Here is a 24156-nt window from a genome sequence, read left to right as displayed (position 1 = left end):
TCCTACTTACTCGCGATGTAATTGATGGTTAACTGTCGCGCTAACTGCGCTTGCAACTTTTTGCTGTGGCTATGTAGTCGGGAAAAGATAAATAATCCAGATAATGCACAGACTAAACCTGCCATGGTGGGTATCGTGGCTAATGAAATCCCAGATGCTAATAAGCGAGGATTACCCGTACCGTGTACCGCAACAACATCAAAAACCTGAATCATGCCACTTACCGTACCGAGCAACCCTAATAGTGGAAAAACTTTAATCAATGCATTGATAAGGTCCATATTTTGCTTTAATTGCATACTCGCTTGCGCTAAGTCCGTTTGCCTAATCTGCAACGCATACCAAGAGCCGGTATCACTTCGGCCCTGCCAATTTTTAATAAGGTTTTTCTGGTATTTAGGGAAGTTAAACAAAAAGTAATAACCACGCTCTAGTAGTAAGCCCCACAACAGTAATAGCAGTAGTGTAATCGCTAGTAATACAGGGCCACCACTGTGGATAAACGCTTCAATCAAGTAATACAGATGACTAAACCCACTCATGCACATTTACTGGCGATAATTGATGTATCAGCCCCCTGCTTCAGGTGAGCAAGTGAACGCTCTGCTTGCAATGCAATGATACCGGCACTTTGTTGCTCGATAATGTTGATTAGATGGTTCGCACGACTGTGTAAAAGGCTATGAATAAGTAACAGTGGCAATGCGGCAATCAAGCCCATAACCGTGGTAATTAACGCCATTGAAATACCCCCAGCCATTAATTTCGGATCACCTGTGCCAAATAAAGTAATAGATTGGAAAGTAGCAATCATGCCGGTTACCGTCCCAAGCAGTCCCATCATTGGCGCAATAGCAGCTAATACTTTTAACACACTTCCGCCCCGTTCAAACCTAGGTACTTCACGCAATACCGCTTCTTCAAGTTTCAGTTCTAACAATTGTGTTGGTTGCTGTTTATTCTTTTGGTAAATCGCAATGATACGTCCTAGCGCATTGTTGTTATTTGCTTCTTTTTGTTTTAGCTGAGCGTTTATTTTACGCAACTCTTTACTCAGCAACACAAAACGTAAAGCAGCAACCACTAAACCAATTAATAAAATAGAGAGAATGATATAGCCAATAATACCGCCCTGCTGTGTCCGTTCAGTCCAAGTGGGAGTACGTGATAGAACGCTTAATAGCTCGCCTTGTGCCGGGTCAAAATAGAATGGCATCACCGAATTTGATGTTGGTTGCCAATTATTGAGTGTCGATTGGACGTCACTGGCAACGGGTCGTGAAAGTGGTTGTGGTCGTTGTGATTGCTTATCAATAACCAGGTATTGCTTTCCATCTGTCAGGTTAAAAGAACCTAATCGAGTGAGTAACTGTTCACTTGCAACACCTTCTTTGTCAAGTGTTTCAGTGCTAAACGATGCCACCTTGCTTGACTCTGTCATCTCCTGCAACATCACAAACCAAAGTTTCTCAAGTTCATCCAATGAAGGTAATGTTTTGCGCTTAGCTAAATCATTGACAATATCATCACGCATTGGATATTGGGCAGAGATAACAGAGCCTTCAATCTGCCCTGAAAAGTCACCTGCAACTTGGCGGACAACACCAAAAAGTTCACCGAGATTCTCTTTGTTTTGTGCAAGCAGATCCGTTAATACAATCAGTTGCTTTTCATTGTTATCAAAAGTATTGCCTTTCTCTGTTGCTTCTTGTTTTGCCTTTAGTAAACGTAACTCTGCTTGCTGTTGTTTATCTTTCCAATAAGCAACATCATCGGAAAAATCATTATTGCGTTGCGTTTCAAGGTTTCGGTTTTGTGCCTGCTGCGCTTTCACCTTTAATAACAACTCATCTAAGCGATTATCTGATGACGTTGCCAATACAAAATTAGAAAAACTTAAGCACAGGGCTAATAGGTATATTTTTTTCATTAGTTAACCTCACTCAGAAGTGGCAGTTTTAACAGTGCTGGAATATCGGTTTTTTGCGCAATTCTGATCGCTTTATTAATATCACGCGCATAGCCTGAATCTACCTTGCGCCAATCATGGTTACCCCTGTCCCATAACCAAACATGTTTACTATCAAGTGAAACGGCAACAAAGACGACGCGCCCAAGATAGAAGTAATTAACCGTACGTGGCTGTTCATCAACGGTTAATGACGCTTGGTATTCTCCCATCTTGTTACCGTATTCCGCCTCGATATGATAAGCCGTTAAAATACGGCGAAACTTTTCGGCATCGCTCACATCAGCTTTATCCATCATTGCTTGCAAACGTAGCAAGCGATCTTTTCGCTCATCCAATAAAAAAGGTGCATCAAGTTCAATAAATGACGCAAGAGTTTCTAACATAGAGAGCATTAATGGCACCAAGCCTTGGCGCGTTTCTGCGACACTGGTTATTTGTGTGTTGAGCGATAACTTTTCAGTGGATTGATCGGCAATTAAACGAGCCACATATTGGTTATAAACCTCCAGACTTTGCGCTTCTGACTCAAGCGCTTCTACTTGTTTAATGAGTGCTAATTTTTGATCATCTAGCTCATTAATCGCCTGTTGCGCTTGTTCACTTTGTTGTTGGTCACTCAAACTATTTTTTTGTAACAGATCAAGATCGGTGGCGTGTGAATAGAGCGAAAGGATGAGAATGGGGCTGATAAGTAGTCTGTATTTAAACGAAGACACGGCAATTGATTCCAAGTAATGTGATTAATCCCCAAATGTTAACGATAATTACTCTCATTATCAACTAGTAATTAAAACAATTACGTAACCCAGATTAGAAAAACAAAATAGACATCAAAAAAGAAAATGAGCCATCAAAGATGAAAGATGATGGCTAACATAAATAGAATTAAGCGCGAGGATGATGCGTAGCATGTAAGCTTTTTAAACGATCTTGCGCTATATGGGTATAAATTTGAGTGGTAGACAAATCACTATGGCCTAGTAACATCTGTACCACGCGTAAGTCTGCACCGTAATTAAGCAAGTGAGTAGCAAAGGCATGGCGCAATACATGGGGTGAGATCAGCTCTTTATCGATCATACAAACCTGTGCATAGAACTTAATTCGATGCCAAAAAGTTTGCCTTACCATCACACTCCCACGCCTGCTTGGAAATAAAATATCGCTACTTTGCCCTTTAAGTAACTCCCCTCTTACTTCATTGATATAACGATCTAACCAGTAGTTCGCTTCCTCCCCCATCGGCACCAGGCGGGTTTTATTGCCTTTACCCGTTATGCGCACCACACCTTGTTGTAGGTTAATCTCCTCAATTGATAACCCGGTTAACTCCGAAACACGTAACCCCGTTGCGTACAATAGCTCTAACATCGCTTTATCACGAAACTGTACAGGATCGCTAATATCAGGCGCAGATAGCAAACCATCTACTTCTGATTCTGATAATGATTTTGGTAGTGGCTTTATCGTCTTTGGGCTTTTTAGTTTTGCGCTAGGATCATCTTCACGTAGTTTCTCACGGCATAAAAACTGATAATAACGACGTAATGCACTCATTAAACGCGCGGTAGAGCTATTTTTATACTCAAAGTCATCACCTAGTCGAAAGCTAAAATAATCACTGAGATCTTGATAACTCGCCTCTGATAACAAAATATTTCGCTCGGTTAAAAATGACTCAACTAAGCAGAGATCAAAACGGTAAGAAGCCAAAGTATTAGGTGATAAACCTCGCTCTAACCATAATGAATCCAAAAATTGGTCAATTGATAATGCTTCCATTACACTGTTACTCTTTTTTACGTAATCCACTCAATTCGACAACTTGCGAAATACTGAGTGTTCACTCTTATTGAAGGTATACCCATTATGAAGATCGGCTTATTTTATGGCTCTAGCACTTGTTACACGGAAATTGTGGCGGAAAAGATCCAAGCTACAATCGGTGCAGAACTGGTGGATATTTATAACATAAAAGAGGCGGGGTTAAGCAAGATAAACGACTACGATATCTTAATATTTGGTATCTCTACTTGGGATTATGGTGAGTTACAAGAAGACTGGGGAGCATTATGGCATGAGGTATGCGGACTTAGTGTACAAAATAAATTAGTAGCACTATTTGGTTTAGGTGATCAAGATGGTTACGGAGAGTGGTTTGTTGATGCATTGGGCATGCTACACATTGAACTACAACCACAATCGCCCCGATTTATTGGGCAATGGCCAGTAACGGGTTACCAATTTGAAGCATCAAAAGCTTTGACCGATGATAAGCAGCATTTTGTGGGCTTAGCGATTGATGAAGATAGCCAATATGAATTAAGTGATGAAAGAATTGAACAATGGTGCTTACAGATATTAGAAGAGATTCAAGCACAGCTCTAGATGTTGTTGAGTTTGACAGTTTACAATTTGTTCCACACAAGAAATTTCAACAAAATTGATAAAGTATGGTTGGATCATTCTAAGCGATTTTCATCTAGCGACTAGCAAGGCGTTTCAGGTTTGACTAACAGCTGAACCCCAGAGCCATATTTACAAAAATTAACGCGATAACACGGCAACTCCAAAGGCAAAAAATTAACAAAATTAATCATGTTGTTATTATGAATATTTTTGTTGGTTCATAACATTTTGGCAACTTAGCTACAAAATCACTTTGCTCAAAAAATACCGTAAAAGTGTGATATTCATACAAAACAGACTATTAATGCTATTTTAGCGTTAAGCGGATCACACTTAACCTCTTCCTTTTTAGTTATTTAATTACAGCATCGTTACTATTCTGATCCAGATCAACCGGATATTTATCGCTTTGGTTAAGCTAGCACCCTATATTAATAGCATTCATGAATAACTGAATTATTCATGAATGCTATATCACTTAAACACTCATAACCGTAAGGGAGTACACCGCATTATGTCGGACGATAAACAAACTAAAAGTTATCGCGAACTGCATAAACCAGCTAGTGAGTTCGAAACTCGCTCTGATTATCTAGATCACGAACTACAAATTATGCAGCCACGACGTTGGAAATTAAACCTTCCTGGCCGTGACTTTAACTTCGAGTGGGAAGATCTTGTTCCAGCTATCGCTGGTACCATTGGTATTATCGCGATGTACTCTGCGGTAATGATGTCTTGGGCAGACGGTTTAACTCAAGCTTGGCCACATGTTACTTTAGGTAAAGAGTTCGCTATTGAAGTAGCGCGTGTTGAGATGTTAATTCCTGCATTACTTTTCTGTGTAATCGCCTCAGGCTTATTAAATCCTCGTGCAAATCTTGCCGGTAACCATGGCCCAATGATTCCTTTAATTGGAGCTATCGCATTAGCAGGTGCTCACCCATTAGCATTAGCCATATTGTTAGGTGTATTTGGTTTACTACTTAGCTATTTTAAAGGTGGCTCAAAACTGGTTAATTTAACCAGTGAAGGAGTTGCTGGTGGTTTATTAGTCTTTCTCGGCTTTACCGGAGCATTCAGCCAAATTGGTCTGATTCAAAGTTGGGCAAAAAGCATCGATATGGGACATGTTGGTTTATTGGTACTGGCAGTTAATGTTGTATTGTATGCATTTCTTGCAAAAATCAATAAGCGTTGGTTAGCAATTCCAGCCTGTGCAATTACAGGGCTTATTATCGCCCTAGCCTTTGGAGCTGGCTTTGATTTAGTATTTACCACTGAAACAGGGTTACCGAATTTAAATCCGGTTTACTGGTGGGGAAGCACAACTGAAGGCTGGATGTTAGGTCTTCCTAATCTTGAGCATTTCATTGCATCATTACCATTTGCTATTTTAGCCGTTGCAATGTGGTCACCAGATTTTTTAGGTCACCGTATATTCCAAGAACTTAATTACCCTAGAAATACAGATAAAGTATTAATGGACGTTGATGACACAATGACGACTTGTTCAATTCGTCAAATCGTCGGTACAGCTGTAGGTGGTGGTAACATCACTTCATCTTGGGGTACTTACATGATCCCAGCGGCTATCGCGAAACGTCCAATTCCTGCGGGATCCATCTTACTAGGTTCGCTGTGTATTATTATTGCTATATTAGGCTTCCCGATGGATGTAGCAGTATGGCCACCTGTTATGCGTGTTGCACTGTTAGTAGGTGTATTCTTACCACTACTTGAAGCTGGTATGCAGATGATTAAAAATACTAAAGATTCTCAATCTGCAGGTATCTGTATCTTCTCTGCTGCTGTATTTAATCCAGTATTAGCGTGGGCATTAACCATGTTACTTGATAATAATGGTTTAATCGGTGATAAAGAGCGTGCTCAGAAACTATCTAAGCTAGATAAGCTAATTATCCCAGGTAGCGTATTGTTTGTTTGTGTATTAGCAATGCTTGCAGTCGGTATGTTTGAAGCTCAATACGGTATCCCTGCACTTCTATAACGCAAAATGATAGGTCGAAAGGCCTGAAAGTTAAAAGGCTATAAGGCATTGCTGCTTTATAGCCTTTTTTTATCTGCGTTCAGCGGTTAGCTATCAGCAGTCAGTAAAGTCAAAGTCGTTCTACTCGTCTAGATAGCAGAAATACTAGTATTCTAGCGCTTCTGTAACACGAACAAACAGGTATCAAAGCTTGAAGGCTGAAGGCTAAAAGGCCTGAAAGTAAAAAGGCTATAAAGCATTGCTGCTTTATAGCCTTTTTTTATCTGCGTTCAGCTTTCTAGCCTTAAAGCATTCCAGCCTTAAAGCCTTTTTCAAGCGCTTAAATCAATAATCAGATCATCAGCAATCTCTTGTAGAGATGAAACCAACGCGGTTTTATTAAACTGCTCATCCACCACAATTTTAAAGTGGCTAGTAAAGAGTGTGCCACCAATAGCAGGGACGCCCAGTCGATTACACTCCATATTTTCTACTTTAATACTATTGTCACTTAGCACTTGTGTTATATGCCTTACTAAACCGGGGCGATCTTTGCCATCAATGCAAAGGTCAAGTGGCGTCGATTTTTCATGTGTGACCATTCCTAGATCGACCGACTCAACATGAATATTTAAGCTCTTAAACTCAGTTAGTAGTTTTTCGACATTATCAGCATCAATTTCAATTTTGATTAAGCCCGCAACATATTCATCGATATGGCTAATTTTACTGTTTAACCATTTTCCCGCTAGCGCATGTGTCTTATCGGATAATACTTTTGTTAAATCAGTTTGATTAGAACCACTAACGGTTACCATTATTTGAACGTTCATCATATCACTCCTTATCGAAATACAGTTGTATGACACTGTTATAAAAGAAAACTTATCGTTTAATAATACATATAATCTAATTATAAACCACTACTGAAATAAGGCTTGTTGATCTGCGGTAGCGTGATACAGTATCTCCACTGTACTTTTTCAACAAAGCAACCTACACAGCTCACACTTTAAAGAAAATTAGCAACATTTATCGCTTTTTTTAATGGTAACACGGCTATTTTCAGCTAAAAAGGTGCTGATTAGCGTCAAACCTGTAATAAAATTACAACTAATTTCACGTAATTGATTTATATCAAGTTTGTTGCAGAATCATTTGCTAGACTAATAAATGTACCGAGAAACAGGAACAAGACAATGAGAGCAGAGAACATGATTGATGAGTTATTACCTCATCAAATCACAGAAAAAGCAGACGAGGTTGCATATAGTAAAGCAACTAAAGCGTTTTTATCTGCATTTTATCTTGCTATTACAGCGGGCATGTTTATTAGCCTAGCATTTGTTTTCTACATTACCGTCACCACAGGTACCCAAGAAATGCCTTGGGGAATCAGCAAACTAGTTGGTGGCTTAGCATTTAGTATGGGACTGTTATTAGTCGTGGTTGTTGGTGGTGAGCTATTTACGAGTAGCACTCTGACTTTGATCGCCAAAGCAAGCAATCGTATTACCACAACGCGCATGCTTAAGAACTGGGCAGTCGTTTATTTTGGCAACTACATCGGTGCAACATTCTTAGTTTTTCTTATCTTTTTTGCCGGTCTTTACAGCGCTGATAATGGCCAATGGGGGTTAAATGCCCTGCAAGTCGCACAACATAAGCTACACCATTCATTCACAGAAGCTGTCGCGTTAGGCATGCTTTGCAATATCATGGTCTGCTTAGCAATTTGGATGGCCTTTGGGGCACGGACAATTACAGATAAAATGTTTGCAGTTTTATTGCCAGTTGCTATGTTTGTCGCATCGGGTTTTGAACACAGTATTGCCAACATGTTTATGGTACCAACAGGTATTATGATTCACCATTATGCATCACCGGATTTTTGGGCTGCAATTGGCCATTTGCCAAGTGAATTTAACGATATAACGACAATGAATTTTATTGTTCATAACCTTATTCCGGTCACTATTGGTAATATTATTGGTGGCGGTGTAGTGGTTGGACTTATGCACTGGATGATCTATTTGAGACCATCGAAAAAACATAAAGCAATTTTATAAATAATTTTTTAATTTCTAGTACTATTTTTTTAATCTCTAACTATAAAGGTAAATCTTTATGACAAAACTTAACGAAGATTTTGCATCAGCTTGGAACGGCTTTGCTGGTGACGCTTGGAAAACAGAAGTTAACGTTCGTGACTTTATCCAACAAAACTACACGCCATTTGACGGTGATGAAAGCTTCTTAGCAGATGCAACTAAAGCAACTGATGAGCTTTGGGAAAACGTAATGGTGGGCATCAAACAGGAAAATGCAACACATGCTCCTGTTGATTTTGATACTGATGTTGTTTCTACTATTACTGCACACGATGCAGGCTACATTAATAAAGACCTAGAAACGATTGTAGGCCTACAAACTGAAAAACCACTGAAACGTGCGATTATCCCAAATGGTGGTATTCGTATGATCGATGGTTCTTGTAAAGTATATGGTAAAGAACTTGATCCAGGTATCAAGCAAACTTACTCTGAATTCCGTAAAACACATAACCAAGGTGTATTCGATGTTTACACCGGTGACATCCTTAAATGTCGTAAATCAGGCGTATTAACTGGTTTACCAGATGCTTACGGCCGTGGTCGTATCATTGGTGATTACCGTCGTGTTGCACTTTACGGAATTGACTTCTTAATGGCTGAGAAAGCATCTCAACATAAGAGCTTAGAAGCAGAATTAGTAGCAGGATCTTCTTTAGAAGATACGATGAAGCTACGTGAAGAGATCTTCGAGCAATACCGTGCTTTAGGCCAAATGAAAGAGATGGCAGCTAAATACGGCAGCGATATCTCAGGCCCAGCGACAAACGCTAAAGAAGCGATTCAGTGGACTTACTTTGGTTACCTAGCGGCAATCAAATCTCAAAATGGCGCGGCAATGTCATTTGGTCGTACTGCTACTTTCTTAGATATCTTCATCGAGAAAGATCTACAAGCAGGCGTTATTACTGAGACTGAAGCACAAGAGCTTATTGACCACCTAGTAATGAAACTACGTATGGTTCGTTTCCTACGTACACCTGAATACGATGACCTATTCTCTGGTGACCCTATCTGGGCAACAGAATCAATCGGTGGTATGGGTGTTGATGGTCGTACTCTAGTGACTAAAAACTGTTTCCGTTTCCTACATACTCAATACACAATGGGTCCTTCTCCAGAGCCAAACATCACTGTTTTATGGTCTGAAGAGCTTCCAATTAACTTCAAAAAATACTGTGCGAAAGTATCTATCGATACGTCTTCAATCCAGTACGAAAATGATGACCTAATGCGTAACGACTTCGACAACGATGACTACGCTATTGCTTGTTGTGTATCGCCAATGATTGTTGGTAAACAGATGCAATTCTTCGGTGCACGTGCAAACTTAGCAAAAACGCTTTTATACGCAATTAACGGCGGTGTAGATGAAAAGTCTAAAGCACAAGTCGGCCCTAAAACACTTCCAGCAATTACTGGTGAAGTTTTAGATTACGATGAAGTTTACGCAAACCTTGACCACTTCATGGATTGGTTAGCAGAGCAATACGTGACTGCACTTAACTGTATCCACTACATGCATGACAAATACAGCTATGAAGCGGCCCTAATGGCACTTCACGATCGTGACGTTTCTCGCACAATGGCTTGTGGTATTGCTGGTCTTTCAATTGCAGCTGACTCACTAGCAGCAATCAAATACGCAACAGTTAAACCTGTACGTGACGAAGATGGTATTGCAACAGACTTCGAAATCGAAGGCGATTACCCTAAATTTGGTAATAACGATCCACGTGTTGATGATATCGCTTGTGAACTTGTTGAAAGCTTCATGAAGAAGATTCAATCTCGTCCAATGTACCGTAACGCACGTGCTACTCAGTCTATCCTTACTATTACATCTAACGTTGTATACGGTAAGAAAACAGGTAACACACCTGACGGTCGTCGCGCTGGTACTCCATTTGCACCAGGTGCAAACCCAATGCACGGACGTGATGAGAAAGGTGCTGTAGCATCATTAACATCTGTTTCTAAACTACCGTTTGCTTACGCACAGGATGGTATCTCGTACACATTCTCTATCGTACCAAATGCGTTAGGTAAAACTGACGAGTCACAAAAAGCAAACTTAGCGGGTCTAATGGATGGTTACTTTAAGCATACGCCTGATATTGAAGGTGGTCAGCACTTAAACGTAAACGTAATGAACCGTGAAATGTTATTAGATGCGATGGAAAATCCTGATAAGTACCCTCAGTTGACTATCCGTGTATCTGGTTACGCAGTACGTTTTAACTCGTTAACTGATGAACAGAAAAATGACGTAATCGCGCGTACTTTCACAGCAACGCTATAAACTAAAAATTATTAAGGCAAACCAATAGGTTTGCCTGTTATAATCAAAAAGGTTTCATCTTCGCGGATGAAACCTTTCTTTTTGGGTAAAAAATAATTATCTAATCAACGCATGCGTATCATTAGATAATTATTTTTAGGAGTTTCATAATGTCAGTTATCGGACATGTTCATTCAGTTGAAACCTGCGGCACAGTTGATGGCCCAGGAATTCGTTTTATTATCTTTTTACAGGGCTGCTTAATGCGTTGTAAATATTGCCACAATCGTGATACCTGGGATCTTGAAGGTGGTAAAGATATGACAGTTGATGAGTTGATGGCCGAGTTATTACAATATCGACATTTCATGAATGCATCTGGTGGTGGTATCACTATTTCAGGTGGTGAAGCGATGTTACAACCTGAGTTTGTAAAAGCGATGTTTGAGGCTTGCCGTTTAGAAGGGATCCACACTTGTCTGGATACAAATGGTTTTGTTCGCCGTATTGATGATACAACGAAAGCAGTATTAGACGTAGCAGACTTGGTGTTGCTTGATATTAAACAGATGGATAATAAAAAACATATCGATCTTACTCATGTCAGCAATAAGTACACCCTAGATTTCGCAAAATATCTAGCTGAGCAAAATCAACCCGTCTACCTACGCTATGTTGTTGTCCCTGGTTATACCGATTGTGTAGAAGATGCGCATACATTAGGTAAGTTTATTCAGCCAATGAAAAACATAGAAAAAATCGAAATGTTGCCTTATCACGAACTAGGTAAACACAAGTGGACTGCGATGGGTGAAATTTATCCATTAGATGGTGTTAGCCCACCAGCACGTGAGACCATGGAAGAGATTAAAAATATACTGCTTCAATATAACGACAACGTTATATATTAATCCCCTTTCAATGCAAATCACGCTACAGTTTTCGAGTCTGTAGCGTTCTATCATTAAATCTAAACGATAAGACCATCATGAGCCCATTTATCTGTCCACTTTGTCGAAGCCACTTTACACAAAAACACAACACCCAAATTTGTGAAAATAATCATCACTTTGATATCGCCAAAGAAGGCTATTTAAACCTCTTACCGGTTAATGCTAAAAATTCAAAAAATCCCGGCGATAATAAAGAGATGATGATGGCTCGTCGCGCCTTTTTAGACAGCGGTGGTTATCTCCCTTTAGCTGAAAAGTTATCCGCTTTAATAAGCCAATATCTAGCTAAAACCAATGCTCCAACACTGCTTGATCTTGGCTGTGGAGAGGGTTACTACACCAGCCATATAGAACAAGTTCTTTCCGATAGCGCAACAATAACCGCTTTAGATATCTCTAAAGTCGCAATACGTTATGCTGCCAAACGTTATAAAAAAATTAACTTCTGTGTAGCTAGTGCCTATGACGTCCCCATGACAGACAAAAGCATTGATGCACTTATCCGTATTTATGCTCCCTCTCTTGATAGCGAATTACAGCGCTTAATCAAACCTAGTGGCTTCCTCATTACCGTCACGCCAGCGCCACGGCATCTATTAGAGCTACGTGAAAAGATTTACGATCAAGTTAATGAGCATGGAAGCGAGAATGATGCGCCTCAAGGCTTTACTAAAATAGAACAGATAAACCTTAACTACCCAATGCGCATTAATAATGAACAGATATTAAAAGATCTTATCCAGATGACGCCCTTTGCTTGGAAGTTTAACGAGCAGAAAATGTTGTCGTTATTAGCAGAAAAAACATGGCAGATTGAATGTGATTTTAATATTGAAATTTATCAGAAAGACTAACTCAATTAAGCAACCAATAAAGTACACTTAGCATCTTAGAAAGGTATTCAAATAATTCTTTGAAGGCCCACTTCGTAACTTCTTCTCCATTAATAGCATAACAGAAGGTCTGAGCTAACAAGCTAGGATCTCTTACCTTTCCGAAGCTCAATTAAAGGCAAGTTAATTCTGAATGGTTGAGGTTGAAAACACACAACAATATGAAACAACAGCAACAGAAATATGTAATAAAATTACACAAACAGCGCGAATATCAAACAAAAAACTTAAAAATGTTCTTTTATTTCTAAATAAGCTCATTATTCTGTAAGAAATTATCACCGCCTCGCTTAAATGCGATTTTAAGTAACAATGCTAAATCTAAATAACGCGGTCTTTTAGCCATTACACCGCCTTGATTTACGTGATTATTTAGTGTTTTTTCTATTTCCATATACCAAGGAAGTAACTGACTAGGGAGAAACGAGTTAGCACGTTTACCTAACCAATATAACCCTTGCACCGGTAACCCCATCAAAAAAAGAGCGACAGTAACGGTTGATGGCCAACTTAATAAAGCAGGAAAAAATAAATTTAAGCTCATGATTAATATGACAAATAAAGGAACTACTTTAATTGAAAGGCGCGTGTAAAAAGCCACCTTACTGTCAATGAATAAACAATTCAATGTTTTCTGTGTTGGCCAACTTTTTAAGTAAAAATCTCCTCGCCTTACTACATCGAAAAATACATTCAAAATAACCTCCTAGACCCATTCATTAGAGCACAGGTTAACATAACTAGAGAAAGCATAAATAGTTAATAAAAAAATTGATTTTAAATAACTTTAGCTTAAATGCACTTTGTAATTTTATTACAGAAGCGTAAACTTAATATGATCATGAAAGACAGTGTTACCTACATGATCACTACTTTATATGAAAGGTATTACTAGCGATTATGTTGCTAATTACCTTATATTTTTTAATTAAATTACTGGAATATTTCATGAGCAATAAATTAGTTCTTGTCCTTAACTGTGGTAGTTCATCCCTTAAATTTGCTGTTATTAACGCTAACAATGGTGATGAAATAATCAGCGGTCTTGCTGAATGTTTCAACCTGCCAGACGCACGCATAAAATGGAATATTTCAGGTGCTAAAGAATCAACACATCTACCAGCTAATAGTGCACACGCAGCTGCTATTAGTTTTATTGTAGAAGATATTATAAAAAAAGAACCTGGATTAGCTGAGCAATTTGTTGCCGTTGGGCACCGTGTTGTTCACGGCGGTGAACAGTTTACTAAATCAGTCATTATCACCCCAGAGGTATGTAAAGGTATTAAAGAATGCGCTTCATTAGCGCCATTACATAATCCAGCAGCCATTATGGGGATTCAGGCTGCACGTATTGCATTTCCTGAGCTTCATCAAGTTGCCGTTTTTGATACAGCATTTCATCAATCAATGCCTGCTACCTCTTTCTTATATTCACTTCCATACCACCTATATAAAGAGAAAGGCATTCGCCGTTACGGTATGCATGGTACAAGCCACTTATTCGTGAGCCGTGAAGCGGCTAAACTACTCGATAAACCTCTTACTGAAACCAATGTTATTACCGCACATTTAGGAAATGGTGGGTCAGTATGCGCGATAAAAGATGGTCAATGTATTGATACTAGTATGGGTATGACACCACTTGCAGGGCTGGTGATGGGAACTCGCTGTGGTGATATCGATCCAAGTATTATTGAGCACCTAGTAACCCGTGAGGGTTATAGCATCTCTGGTGTAATGGACATGTTACAAAAACAGAGTGGCTTGTTGGGTATTTCAGGCATATCAAGTGATTTCCGTGATATTCAAAGCGCATGTGAAAAAGGCAACGAACAAGCTATTTTAGCACGTGACATCTTCTGCTACCGTCTGGCAAAATACATCGCAGGATATGCTGTGCCACTGGGTCGTATTGATGCACTTGTCTTCACTGGTGGTATCGGTGAAAACGCATCACTTGTTCGCGAAAAAGTACTTAATTTATTAACTATCTTTGGTTACCAAGTCGATACCGATAAAAATGAAACGACAATTCTTGGTAAACAAGGTGTTATCACCATAGAAAACTCTCCGATCGCAATGGTTATTCCAACCAATGAAGAGTGGGTAATTGCACAAGATTCAGCGGCACTTGTTTCAGCTTAATCTATAATTATTTTTCGAGGGGGAACTCCCCTCATTACTATTTTTCATCCTTAATAAAAAAGGAATAGTTATGTCCCGCACAATTATGCTCATTCCCATCGGCTCTGGCGTTGGTGTTACTTCTGTAAGTCTTGGTATGGTTCGCGCAATGGAGCGTCAAGGTGTAGCAGTTAACTTCTTCAAGCCAATTGCCCAACCTCGTCAAGGTGATACAGGCCCAGAGCGCTCAACTGCAACGCTACGAAATGGCTCTAGCATTAATCCACCTGAGCCATTTGCAATGAAGTATGCTGAAAACCTAATTTCATCAGGTAATAAGTCGGAGTTATTGGAAAATATTGTCGAGCGTTTCCAAAAAATTGCCAGAGACAGCGATGTGATCATTGTTGAAGGTTTAGTACCAACTGACAAGCACCAATTTGCTAACGAAATCAACTACAGCATTGCTAAAGCACTGGGTGCTGAAATGGTATTTGTAACGCATCCAAGCAATGACTCTTCACAGCAACTGAAAGAGCGCATGGAAATTGCAGTTTCTACCTTTGGTGGTAAGAAGAATAAAAATATTGTTGGCTGTATTATCAATAAAGTGGGAGCCCCCATTGATGAAACGGATAAAAACAGCCCAGACATGAGCGAGATGTTCGACATTCCTCTGACAGGAACGCAAACTAACCTCGAAGTGTTACAAATGTTTAGCAAGAGTCCACTGCCAATCCTTGGCTGTATCCCATGGAGCGCAGAACTTATCGCTCCACGTGTTAAAGATCTTGCAACACACTTAGAAGCGCAAGTGTTAAACAAAGGTGATCTTGAAAACCGTCGTTTACACAGCGTGACCTTTTGTGCTCGAACTATCCCTAACATGGTGCAGCACTTTAAAGCTGGCTCAATGTTAGTGACATCTGGTGACCGTAGTGATGTTATCATTGCCGCGTGTCTAGCAGTAATGAATGGTATGCAGATTGGTTGCTTACTATTAACGGGTGACTATCCGCCTGAAGAAGAAGTCATGAAGCTATGTAGCCGTGCAATGGAATCGGGCTTACCTATTCTATTAATTAAGAGCAACACATGGCAAACAGCCCAACGCTTACAAAACTTCAACATGGAGATACCTGTTGATGATGTTGAGCGTATCGAAAAAGTACAAGAGTACATTGCAGGGCACATCGACAAGCATTGGTTAAATACGTTAACTGAAGATTCTTCACTAACACGTCGTTTGTCACCACCTGCATTCCGCTACCACTTAACAGAGCTTGCGCGTAAAGCAAATCAACGCATCGTATTGCCTGAAGGTGAAGAGCCTCGTACGATTCAAGCTGCGCTAATTTGTGCTCAGCGTGGAATTGCGAAACCTGTACTATTGGGTAACCCAGAAGAGATCCACCGTATTGCTACACAGCAAGGTATCGTATTGACTGATGATGTTGAAATCATCAATCCAAATGATGTGTTAGAAAACTATGTTGCACCGATGGTTGAGTTGCGTAAAGCGAAAGGTCTAACTGAAGTTGTCGCGCGTGAGCAATTACAAGACACGGTTGTACTAGGTACAATGATGTTAGCTGAGAATGAAGTAGCAGGCCTTGTTTCGGGTGCAGTGCATACAACAGCAAACACGATTCGTCCGCCACTACAGTTAGTTAAAACAGCTCCAGGCGCAAGTTTAGTATCTTCTATCTTCTTCATGCTATTGCCTGATCAAGTATTAGTGTACGGTGACTGTGCAATCAATCCTGATCCAACGGCTGAGCAACTTGCAGATATCGCAATTCAATCGGCAGATTCAGCTATCGCATTTGGTATTGACCCTAAAGTGGCTATGATCAGTTACTCGACAGGTAATTCAGGTGCAGGCTCTGACGTAGAAAAAGTACGTGAAGCAACTAAAATTGCACAGGAACGTCGTCCAGATCTTCTTATCGATGGTCCGCTACAGTACGATGCAGCTGTGATGGAAAACGTTGCTAAGAGTAAAGCGCCAAACTCTAAAGTTGCAGGTAAAGCAACGGTATTTATCTTCCCAGATCTAAATACAGGTAACACAACTTACAAAGCTGTACAGCGTAGTGCCGACTTAATCAGTATCGGTCCAATGCTTCAAGGCATGCGTAAGCCAGTGAATGATTTATCTCGTGGTGCATTAGTTGACGATATCGTTTATACAATCGCGTTAACAGCAATTCAAGCAACACAAGCAGCTGAAAAAGAGCGCGCAGCGCAAGGATAAAACCTGCTATAAGGCAGAAAAGTTCGTAGCTTTCTAGTCTGTGCATATGTTAAAAGGCCCCGATTTGATTTAATCAAAACGGGGCCTTTTTTATGCTGGAAGGTTTGAAGCTGCTCTAGCATTCCAGCATCTTTTTCTTTGGCCTTCTAGCTTTCCTGCCCTTCTAGCTCTACGAGAAGACATTTCAAACCACGATCTGGATTAATATTAATAAAGTGATCTTCTGGGTTAATCTTTTGCAATATCTTTGCCTCTGGACACTCTACTTTTATTACATCTTCTATAAATGCAAAGTCTAAATCGGGGGAGTTCAAGCAAAGTAACGCTTGCCCACCTGGGTTCAGTAGTTCCGGTAAACGGCGAATGATTTTAGGGTAATCACGCTTGATATTAACACTGCCTTTTTGCAAAGAGGGAGGATCTGCAATCACAATATCATAGGGTCCTAAACGCTTTACTTTACCCCATGACTTAAACAGATCATGGCCTAAGTATTTTATCTTACTTAAGTCATGCTCATTCAAACGATGGTTATCTCGTCCGACCGCTAAAGCAGCCTTACTCATATCAAGGTTCACCACACTCGAAGCACCACCTGCGATGGCTGCCGTTGAAAAAGCACAGGTATAAGAGAAAAGATTTAACACTGATTTTTCAGAGGCGTTCGCACGTAACCAACTTCGCCCATTTTTCATATCTAAAAAGATACCGTAATTCTGGTTTGTTCCAAGGTTTATTTTATAGTTCAGGCCATTTTCAACAGAGGTAAAATCGGTACACTTTTCGCCCCAAACAACTTCTGTGGGCGCAAAATCACGGCAACGGAACTGTACCTGAACACTGAGAACATCAAAGCCTATCTCCTGCATCTTCACTAGTAACGCATTACTTAATGTTAAAACCCAGTCATCAGTCTCTTCTTTATAGAGAATGATCAAGATCACTGGTGATAACCAATCAATGTTAATATGGCTGGTTTCAAGCGAATGAAAACCTCGGCCATGGTATAAACGTTGTAGCTCTTTTTCAGGTAATGCCTGAACATCACTCCAATTAATCTTTTCAATTAAGCTCATTATTCTTCTTCAATTTTCTCATCAATACTTTCTTTAATAGGAGCAAAAGGATCCGCGCTCTCATCACCAAGCGCCAGCGCATCCACTTCTTCATCAGAGCTTAATAAAATTGCAAACCAACGCCCACCACTACTATTCTCTAATGCGATCTTAAATATCATCGTTAACGGAACAGATAATAACATGCCTACCATACCTAATAGCCACCCCCAGAATATTAACGATAAAAACACCACTAAAGTGGATAAACCTAGGCTTCTGCCCATAAACTTAGGCTCAATAACACTACCCATGATCATGTTTACTGAAACAAACAAGCCGATCACAAAAGTAGCAGGAATTAACCCAAGCTGTAAAAAGGTAAGAATAACCGCAGGGACAGCTGCAATAATAGAACCGATATTAGGAATATAGTTAAGTAAAAAGGCCAGTAGCGCCCAAAGAATAAAGAAGTCAACTCCCATCACCCACAACACAAAACCGATAATGACGCCAGTTGCTAAACTGATCATGGTTTTAATCGCCATGTAACGATTGACCATCGTTAAAAAATGATCGAGGTTTTTCTCTGCGGATGCTGACTCATCAAAAGCAACGTGTAACTTTTTAGCAAAGCCCTGCCCCTCTGATAGCATAAAGACAACGGTTAATAATAATAAAAACACGTTACCTAAAACACTACTAAATCCGCTAAGTGTGCTAGTTACCAACCCCATGACTTTACTTGGGTCAAAATAACCACGCACCTCACTCATCGATATTGATACGCTATGGCTAGCCATCCAGTTAACCACCCAATCTAATTCGTTTGATAACTGTACTTCGTAACTAGGTAAGGCATCTCGAAAGCCATTAACCGAGCTACCTATCACTCCACCGAGTATAATAAATAGAGCAAATATAAAAATAATTACTAAACTAATGGCGATCCCGCGAGGCACCTTTTTATTTGCTAAAAAATTAATTGCTGGATTGCAAATAATTGCAACAAATAACGACAATAAAAAAGGAACAATAATAGAAGCTGCAGCCTTAATGCCCGCTAAAGCGATGACAATAGCAGCGCAATAAAAAGCAGCACGAGCAGAAGTGGATATGTTTGACATGTAGATTCCAATTAATTAAAAAAAGAAGTTTCTGTTAAAAAAGCAACGTTTAATCAGCATCATTAACATTGTGTAAATTACTCATTACACAAATATATCATTAAGAAACTGAATAAACAGATATAGCAATAAAAGTATGTTATAAAACTTCAACCGAACATCAAAATAAAGACAATGACCAAGTAAAAAGAGCACTTAGATCACCATTTCTAGTAATTAACTTACATTATGATCTTGATCAATACCTCAAAAATGTAAATTTCTATAATCAAGTTGAAAGTTATTTATTAAGATAGGTTTTACAAATAAGACGCCTTTTTACTAAAACATTTTTAAATTTTTGAACTTTTATTATATATGGAGAAACATATGACAGTAAGTAATGTTGCTGAATTAAATGCAATGGTTGCACGAGTTAAAGCTGCTCAAAAAGAGTTTGCTGGTTACTCACAAGAGCAGGTTGATAAAATCTTCCGCGCTGCATCTCTAGCAGCTTCAACTGCTCGTATCGAATTAGCTAAAATGGCAGCAACTGAGTCTGGCATGGGCATCATGGAAGACAAAGTAATCAAAAACCACTTTGCTTCTGAATTTATCTACAACAAATATAAAGACGAAAAAACCTGTGGTGTTATCGATAAGAACGATGAAGGCGGTACTATTACTATCGCTGAGCCAGTAGGTATCGTTTGTGCAATCGTTCCAACTACAAACCCAACTTCTACAGCAATCTTTAAAGCATTAATCTGTCTTAAAACACGTAATGGCTGTATCTTCTCGCCACATCCACGTGCTAAAAATGCAACCAACTACGCGGCAAAATTAGTATTAGACGCAGCAATCAAAGCGGGTGCTCCAAAAGACATTATCGGTTGGATCGACGTACCATCAGTTGAGCTTTCTAACACATTAATGAAACATGACGATATCAACCTTATCCTTGCAACTGGTGGTCCAGGCATGGTTAAAGCGGCTTACTCATCAGGTAAACCAGCTATCGGTGTTGGTGCTGGTAATACACCTGTTGTTATCGATGAAACAGCTGACATCAAACGTGCTGTATCATCAATTTTAATGTCTAAAACTTTCGATAACGGTGTTATCTGTGCTTCTGAGCAAGCAGCAATCGTAGTTGAATCTGTATACGATGAAGTGAAAGCACGTTTCGCTAAATACGGCGCAGCGGTACTTAGCAAAGTAGATGCAGATAAAGTACGTAAAGTACTGCTTATCGATGGCGCACTTAACGCTAAAATCGTTGGTCAACCAGCATACAAAATCGCTGAATTAGCAGGCGTAAAAGTACCTACATCAACTAAAATCTTAATCGGTGAGGGCCTAGAAGCTTCTTACGATGATGAATTTGCACATGAGAAACTATCTCCTACTTTAGGCCTATTTAAAGCGAAAGACTTTAAAGATGCAGTACGTCAAGCAGGTATTGTGTTAGACATAGGTGGTGTTGGTCATACTTCAGTACTTTACACAGACCAAGATGCAAACGCTGATCGTATCGCATACTTCGGTGATAAAATGAAGACGGCACGTATTCTGTGTAACACACCTTCTTCTCACGGTGGTATTGGTGACCTTTACAACTTCGAGCTAGCGCCTTCTTTAACGCTAGGTTGTGGTTCATGGGGTGGTAATGCTATCTCTGAAAACGTAGGTCCTAAACACCTTATTAACAAGAAAATTGTAGCGAAGCGAGCTGAAAATATGTTGTGGCATAAACTACCTAAATCAATCTACTTCCGTCGTGGCTGTTTACCAATCGCAATGGACGATTTAGATGGCAAAAAACGTGCACTAATCGTGACAGACCGTTTCCTATTCAACAATGGTTATATTGATGACCTACGTGCAATCTTAAAAGAGAAAGGCATGGAAGTTGAAGTATTCCACGAAGTAGAAGCTGATCCAACATTATCTGTTGTTAAAGCCGGTGCTGCAGCATGTCATAGCTACCAGCCAGACGTTATTCTAGCTGTTGGTGGTGGTTCACCAATGGATGCAGCAAAAATCATGTGGGTTATGTACGAGCACCCAGAAACTGATTTCGAAGATTTATCAATGCGTTTCATGGATATCCGTAAGCGTATCTACAAGTTCCCTAAAATGGGTACTAAAGCAGAAATGGTTGCGATTACAACGACTTCAGGTACTGGTTCAGAAGTTACACCGTTCGCTGTTGTTACAGATGATGCGACAGGCCAAAAATACCCATTAGCTGATTACGAATTAACGCCAAACATGGCTGTTATCGATGCTAACCTAGTAATGGATATGCCTAAGTCTCTATGTGCATTCGGTGGTTACGATGCTGTAACTCACGCAATGGAAGCTTATGTTTCTGTACTTGCTAACGAATACTCTGACGGTCACGCTCTACAAGCGCTTAAAATGCTTAAAGAGTACTTACCAAGCTCTTACGCTAACGGTAAAAACGATGCTAAAGCACGTGAGAAAGTACATAACGCAGCAACTATCGCTGGTATGTCATTTGCGAATGCATTCCTAGGTGTTTGTCACTCAATGGCGCACAAACTAGGTGCTGAATTCCATATTCCACATGGTTTAGCAAATGCATTGTTATTAACGAATACAATTCGTTACAACGCAACAAATACACCAACTAAACAAACTGCATTCTCACAGTACGACCGTCCAAAAGCACGTGCTCGTTACGCTGAAGTTGCAGATCACTTAGGTCTTGGTGGTAAGAATACAGAAGAGAAATTAAACAACCTACTAACTTGGTTAGACGAACTAAAAGTGGCAATCGATATTCCACTATCTATCCAAGCTGCAGGTGTTAACGAAGCTGAGTTCATGGCGAAAGTTGATTCTCTTGCTGAAGATGCGTTTGATGACCAGTGTACTGGTGCAAACCCACGTTACCCATTAATCGCTGAATTAAAAGAAGTATTAATCGCTTCTTACTACGGTAAAGATTACGTTGACGTTATGGATGCACCAGAAGTTAAAGAAGAAAAAAAAGCTAAAAAAGCTAAATAATCTTCACTAAATAATCCTTACTAACTAAAAGCCCACTTCATTGTGGGCTTTTTTTTATTATCACTGGTAAAAATATTCTATGTTTGCATCTATTGATGAATCAAAGTCTAATAAATCACACAATTTTTGACCACACTAAGGCATAAGCGATTTTTATCTACTACCCTATTGACTAGATAAGATCATCATTAGGAATCTTTGTGGATGTAAGAAAAATCACTCAACGCATTATTTTACCTGCAATTTTTTTATTTTTATTTACAGTGGTTTTTTACACTTATATTAGCCTGCATCATACTCCATCAGCGCTGACGCTTTATGGCGTGGCTGCAACATTATTAGCAACAGCCTATTTCTCAAAGCAACTCAAACTTCCGAATAACTATAAATATTACGCTTGCTTAGTATCTTTCTTATTGTTACTCGCCTCAGGTTTTATTTTTGTTAGCGATATTGAGGAGATTGAGGAGATGTATATCTTTATCCCTTTCCTATATCTGCTCATATTACCCGGTAGTATGTGGCCAATTCTTATCTCCTTTCTATTGCTGAGTGCCTATTACCCAAGTATTGAAACTAATTCTCTCAGCGATGTTATTGAGGATGGACTGGAACTAGTCGTGATTGCAACATTTGCGACCATCATGACCTATTTTCAACAACATTCATTGCAAAAGATGCGACTATTTCGTCAAGAAAGTTATATCGACGAGTTAACTCGCCTATCCAATAGAAAAAGTATCAATAAAAAGATGCGCCAATTACAGAAGAAAAAGTCCCCTTTTGCGCTCATTATTCTAGATCTTGATGGATTCAAAAACATTAATGATCAACTCGGTCATTTAGCTGGAGATGAAGTGCTTTGTCAGGTTTCAGAGCGTCTGCAAAAAATAGATAAGGTGTATCGATTATGGGGGGATGAGTTTGCTTATTTGATAACTAACGAACAAGATTTATTAGGGCCAAAAGTTGATCTTTTAACTAATACAATTAACGATCAGATGAAACCACCTTTTATACTTAACAATAAAAAGTGCTTCCTCTCTGCTTGTGTTGGTATCGCAACATTTCCTGATGATAATAACAACATTGAAACCCTCTGTAATTACGCTGACTTAGCCATGTACCAATCGAAATCAATGGGTAATGGTGTCTCAACTTATTTCGATAAAAGTTTTATTGAAACAATTGCACGACGTAACCAATTAGAACGAGATCTTAAACGCGCACTAGAGAAAAAACAGTTACAACTTCTCTATCAACCCAAAATGAAAATTGAAAATAACAGCATCACTTCTGCAGAAGCACTATTACGATGGGAGCACCCTCAATATGGGGTGATCAGCCCTCTAGAGTTCATTCCTATTGCAGAAAAAAGTGGTGAAATAATTCCAATTGGCTATTGGGTGATCGAAGAAGTTTGCCAACAAATAACGAACTGGCAAAAAAGATACTCGCTCTGCAATGTCGCAGTCAATGTTTCTTCCATTCAATTAACAGCCAATAACTTTAAGCAAACAGTTAAAGCTATTTTAGAGAAAACCGAGTGCCAACCCAAATGGCTAGAGATAGAACAAACAGAAAGTTGGTTAATGGATAATCAAGACAATAATATTAACATCTTGAGTCAATTAAAAAACTTAGGGGTGAGCCTAGCATTAGATGACTTTGGAACCGGGTACTCCTCCTTAAGCCAAGTCGCTCGATTACCGTTGGACGTGCTTAAGATAGATAAGTCCTTTATTGATAACTGTGTAGACAATGAAGACGACCATATGGTCGTTCGAACCATTATTCAATTGGGTAAAAACTTAGGAATGAAAATAGTAGCTGAAGGCATTGAATACGAGAGCCAGAGGCAGCTACTTAAAAGTGAACATTGTGATTACTACCAAGGCTACCTTTTTTCTAAGCCAGTAACAGCTGAGGAGCTAGAAAGCCTACTAGATAAACAGCTTTAATT

General features: G+C 39.5%; 18 protein-coding genes. 10 read left to right on the top strand and 8 right to left on the bottom strand.

Annotated features, from left to right (window positions below; all coding sequences use genetic code 11):
* Positions 1-2 precede the first annotated feature (2 nt).
* The 4 genes from CW745_RS10915 to xerD form a co-directional block, all read right to left on the bottom strand.
* Positions 3-542, bottom strand: coding sequence for a MotA/TolQ/ExbB proton channel family protein (locus tag CW745_RS10915; RefSeq protein WP_101108690.1), 540 nt, complete (start codon positions 540-542; stop codon positions 3-5).
* Positions 539-1930: a MotA/TolQ/ExbB proton channel family protein gene (locus tag CW745_RS10910; RefSeq protein WP_101108689.1), complete on the bottom strand. Its 1392-nt coding sequence runs from the start codon at positions 1928-1930 to the stop codon at positions 539-541. Before CW745_RS10910 ends, CW745_RS10915 begins: the two co-directional genes overlap by 4 nt.
* Positions 1930-2688 carry a DUF3450 domain-containing protein gene (locus CW745_RS10905; protein ID WP_193755585.1) on the bottom strand — a complete coding sequence of 253 codons (759 nt, stop codon included), beginning with the start codon at positions 2686-2688 and terminating at the stop codon, positions 1930-1932. The genes CW745_RS10910 and CW745_RS10905 overlap by 1 nt, the downstream gene beginning before the upstream one ends.
* A gap of 169 nt (positions 2689-2857) precedes the next feature.
* Complete coding sequence (xerD, locus tag CW745_RS10900; RefSeq protein WP_101108687.1) at positions 2858-3754, bottom strand: site-specific tyrosine recombinase XerD; 897 nt, start codon at positions 3752-3754, stop codon at positions 2858-2860.
* A gap of 87 nt (positions 3755-3841) precedes the next feature.
* On the opposite strand from xerD, the gene fldB reads away from it, so the two are divergent.
* On the top strand, positions 3842-4360 hold the full coding sequence (gene fldB / locus CW745_RS10895) for a flavodoxin FldB (protein WP_101108686.1): 519 nt from the start codon (positions 3842-3844) through the stop codon (positions 4358-4360).
* A gap of 535 nt (positions 4361-4895) precedes the next feature.
* Positions 4896-6392: a DUF3360 family protein gene (locus CW745_RS10890; protein ID WP_101108685.1), complete on the top strand. Its 1497-nt coding sequence runs from the start codon at positions 4896-4898 to the stop codon at positions 6390-6392.
* A 311-nt stretch (positions 6393-6703) separates the two neighbouring features.
* On the opposite strand, the gene CW745_RS10885 is transcribed toward CW745_RS10890, so the two are convergent.
* On the bottom strand, positions 6704-7207 hold the full coding sequence (locus CW745_RS10885; RefSeq protein ID WP_101108684.1) for an ACT domain-containing protein: 504 nt from the start codon (positions 7205-7207) through the stop codon (positions 6704-6706).
* Between the two features lie 363 nt (positions 7208-7570).
* Here CW745_RS10885 and focA point away from each other — a divergent pair, with 363 nt between their 5' ends.
* From focA to rlmA, 4 genes are all read left to right on the top strand, one after another.
* Entirely contained in the window at positions 7571-8440 is an 870-nt protein-coding gene (gene focA, locus CW745_RS10880; RefSeq protein ID WP_101108683.1) for a formate transporter FocA, read from the top strand.
* Positions 8441-8498: 58 nt separating this feature from the next.
* Positions 8499-10784: a formate C-acetyltransferase gene (pflB, locus tag CW745_RS10875; RefSeq protein ID WP_101108682.1), complete on the top strand. Its 2286-nt coding sequence runs from the start codon at positions 8499-8501 to the stop codon at positions 10782-10784.
* 149 nt (positions 10785-10933) lie between these two features.
* Positions 10934-11674, top strand: a complete 741-nt coding sequence (pflA, locus tag CW745_RS10870) for a pyruvate formate lyase 1-activating protein (RefSeq protein WP_101108681.1) — start codon at positions 10934-10936, stop codon at positions 11672-11674.
* A gap of 77 nt (positions 11675-11751) precedes the next feature.
* Positions 11752-12570: a 23S rRNA (guanine(745)-N(1))-methyltransferase gene (rlmA, locus tag CW745_RS10865; RefSeq protein WP_101108680.1), complete on the top strand. Its 819-nt coding sequence runs from the start codon at positions 11752-11754 to the stop codon at positions 12568-12570.
* A gap of 286 nt (positions 12571-12856) precedes the next feature.
* Here rlmA and yfbV read toward each other — a convergent pair whose 3' ends face one another.
* On the bottom strand, positions 12857-13306 hold the full coding sequence (yfbV, locus tag CW745_RS10860; protein ID WP_101108679.1) for a terminus macrodomain insulation protein YfbV: 450 nt from the start codon (positions 13304-13306) through the stop codon (positions 12857-12859).
* A gap of 251 nt (positions 13307-13557) precedes the next feature.
* Here yfbV and CW745_RS10855 point away from each other — a divergent pair, with 251 nt between their 5' ends.
* Positions 13558-14757: an acetate kinase gene (locus tag CW745_RS10855; RefSeq protein ID WP_101108678.1), complete on the top strand. Its 1200-nt coding sequence runs from the start codon at positions 13558-13560 to the stop codon at positions 14755-14757.
* Between the two features lie 70 nt (positions 14758-14827).
* Positions 14828-16993: a phosphate acetyltransferase gene (gene pta / locus CW745_RS10850; RefSeq protein ID WP_101108676.1), complete on the top strand. Its 2166-nt coding sequence runs from the start codon at positions 14828-14830 to the stop codon at positions 16991-16993.
* A 146-nt stretch (positions 16994-17139) separates the two neighbouring features.
* Here pta and CW745_RS10845 read toward each other — a convergent pair whose 3' ends face one another.
* Together CW745_RS10845 and CW745_RS10840 are read right to left on the bottom strand one after the other, a co-directional pair.
* A complete protein-coding gene (locus CW745_RS10845; RefSeq protein WP_101108674.1) occupies positions 17140-18069 on the bottom strand; it encodes a class I SAM-dependent methyltransferase in 930 nt (309 codons plus the stop codon).
* Positions 18069-19175: an AI-2E family transporter gene (locus tag CW745_RS10840; protein WP_101108672.1), complete on the bottom strand. Its 1107-nt coding sequence runs from the start codon at positions 19173-19175 to the stop codon at positions 18069-18071. The genes CW745_RS10845 and CW745_RS10840 overlap by 1 nt, the downstream gene beginning before the upstream one ends.
* A 369-nt stretch (positions 19176-19544) precedes the next feature.
* Here CW745_RS10840 and adhE point away from each other — a divergent pair, with 369 nt between their 5' ends.
* Both adhE and CW745_RS10830 read left to right on the top strand, forming a co-directional pair.
* Complete coding sequence (gene adhE, locus CW745_RS10835) at positions 19545-22193, top strand: bifunctional acetaldehyde-CoA/alcohol dehydrogenase (protein ID WP_101108671.1); 2649 nt, start codon at positions 19545-19547, stop codon at positions 22191-22193.
* A gap of 200 nt (positions 22194-22393) precedes the next feature.
* Positions 22394-24154: a bifunctional diguanylate cyclase/phosphodiesterase gene (locus CW745_RS10830; RefSeq protein ID WP_101108669.1), complete on the top strand. Its 1761-nt coding sequence runs from the start codon at positions 22394-22396 to the stop codon at positions 24152-24154.
* Positions 24155-24156 lie beyond the last annotated feature (2 nt).

Origin of the sequence: Psychromonas sp. psych-6C06 (assembly GCF_002835465.1) — a bacterium.
In the GTDB taxonomy this organism is placed as follows: domain Bacteria; phylum Pseudomonadota; class Gammaproteobacteria; order Enterobacterales; family Psychromonadaceae; genus Psychromonas.
The sequence above is the reverse complement of the archived record's forward strand: the minus strand, read 5'-3'. Positions and strand labels throughout refer to the sequence as shown.